Source organism: Bacillota bacterium, assembly GCA_012837285.1.
Classification (GTDB): domain Bacteria; phylum Bacillota; class DTU030; order DUMP01; family DUMP01; genus DUNI01.
Window position 1 is genome coordinate 1 of sequence record DURJ01000168.1, and the last position, 1603, is coordinate 1603.

Consider the following 1603-nt stretch of genomic DNA (forward strand, 5'->3'; position numbering starts at 1 on the left):
GCCCACCGCCGCCTGAACCAGCGGAGCTATTTCTGCTGCTTCGTCCCGATAAGCTTGTCTGATTTGCAATGATATTCCTCCGCATTGTTATAGTAACATCAATTATTATACCATATGTTTGCCACTGAACCCTGCCAACCCTGCCTGTTATTGACTGCTCTTGCCTACAACTACTATAATGAAGCCAAGGTGTAAAATCTTCGTTTTTCCCGCTACTTGACCATGACCCGCTTCAAACTTTTTGCCCTATTGACAGGATGTGACTTACATATGAACAATAGTGCGGATATTGCTCAGCTAGGCTTTGTCCTTGAACCTTCTGCCATCCATAGTAGACGCAGCATTTCGGTAAACGATGTTCGCCTACTGTTCGCGTCTACAAAGCCGACTCTATCTTATGAAGAAATTCGGCAATTAGTAATAGACAACAACATCCTGGGCAAGGGTACATATTCTTCTCGCCAGGGCATTCTTCGTTGCCTGAGGGAGTTCTACGGTCTCAATTCAGATATTCTTGTCTACAGCGCGTTGCGCTTCTTCTGGCACTACGATATTGAAGAACAGCCTCTGCTGGCTCTTCTTTGCGCCGCTGCTCGGGATCCAATTCTGCGCCAGTCAGCCGGCATCGTTTTGGCTTGGCCACAAGATACTACCCTGCCTAAAGCAGCTCTGGAAGAGACCCTAAAAGAAAAATACTCCAACCGCTACAGTCCCGGTATAATGGCCGGAATGGTACGCCGACTACTATCTTCCTGGAAGCAAGCCGGCCATTTGTCCGGTCATCGCACCAAAGTCCGTACTCGGGCCACATCCGGCCCGGCCAGCACCGCCTATGCTCTCTTTTTAGGATACATAACCGGGCTCCGTGGACAATATCTGCTGGACTCCCTCTGGGTCAAGTTGCTCGACGCTCCCCTAGCAGACGTACATGATCATGCTTTTGCGGCCGCCAATCGCGGCTGGCTAGATTACAAAAACGCCGGCGGAGTAGTAGAAATCAGCTTTCCCGATGTTTGGGACTCAAGGTCAGAAAAGTGAGGTGTTGGCATGTCCAAAATTCAGTCTCTTCTTGACTCTTATGCTAGTTATGTGAGTTTTCCCTGGCAAGGCGGCCTGTCCAGTCAAGAAAGAGTTTGGTTTTGTCGTTACGATCCGCCCGACGAACGGCGGCTGCGGGCCCGTCTAGGCGCCTTTGAGTTGGCCACCCGAGAAGCCAATCGTAAGTGGCTACCTCTGGATATTACCTACTCTTTCGAAACCTGGCTGGCCAATCACGAATACCGAGAACAGTTCTTTTACAATCCCAAAGGAGCCAATCCGGCCCTGGATTTGTTTCAGCAGGATCTGACCTCTGGGCTGCAACAAGATTTAGCTGCCGGCGATGAAACCACCGTGGCTGCTCTCATCGGTGCCGGCGCCCTGTTCGGACTTATTCGCGTCTCCAGGTTAATCGAATTGATAGCCCCCAGCGTTCGCGGTCGGTTACTAGTTTTCTTCCCCGGTACACGCCGCGGTTCAGTCTACCGTCTGTTAGATGCCCGCGATGGTTGGAACTATTTGGCAGTACCCATAGAAGCGGAGGAGAGGACGGAATGATATTAAA

Annotated in this window: 2 protein-coding genes; both read left to right on the forward strand. The window is 50.8% G+C overall.

Annotated elements, in window-relative coordinates:
• Positions 1 to 270 precede the first annotated feature (270 nt).
• A complete protein-coding gene (locus GX016_09910; GenBank protein ID HHT71858.1) occupies positions 271 to 1038 on the forward strand; it encodes a DUF1819 family protein in 768 nt (255 codons plus the stop codon).
• 9 nt (positions 1039 to 1047) lie between these two features.
• Positions 1048 to 1596: a DUF1788 domain-containing protein gene (locus GX016_09915; GenBank protein ID HHT71859.1), complete on the forward strand. Its 549-nt coding sequence runs from the start codon at positions 1048 to 1050 to the stop codon at positions 1594 to 1596.
• Positions 1597 to 1603 lie beyond the last annotated feature (7 nt).

Bases quoted from the DNA above. Each gene is read 5' to 3' on its own strand.
- GX016_09910 (HHT71858.1), top strand. From the start codon at position 271: ATGAACAATAGTGCGGATATTGCTCAGCTAGGCTTTGTCCTTGAACCT.
- GX016_09915 (HHT71859.1), top strand. From the start codon at position 1,048: ATGTCCAAAATTCAGTCTCTTCTTGACTCTTATGCTAGTTATGTGAGT.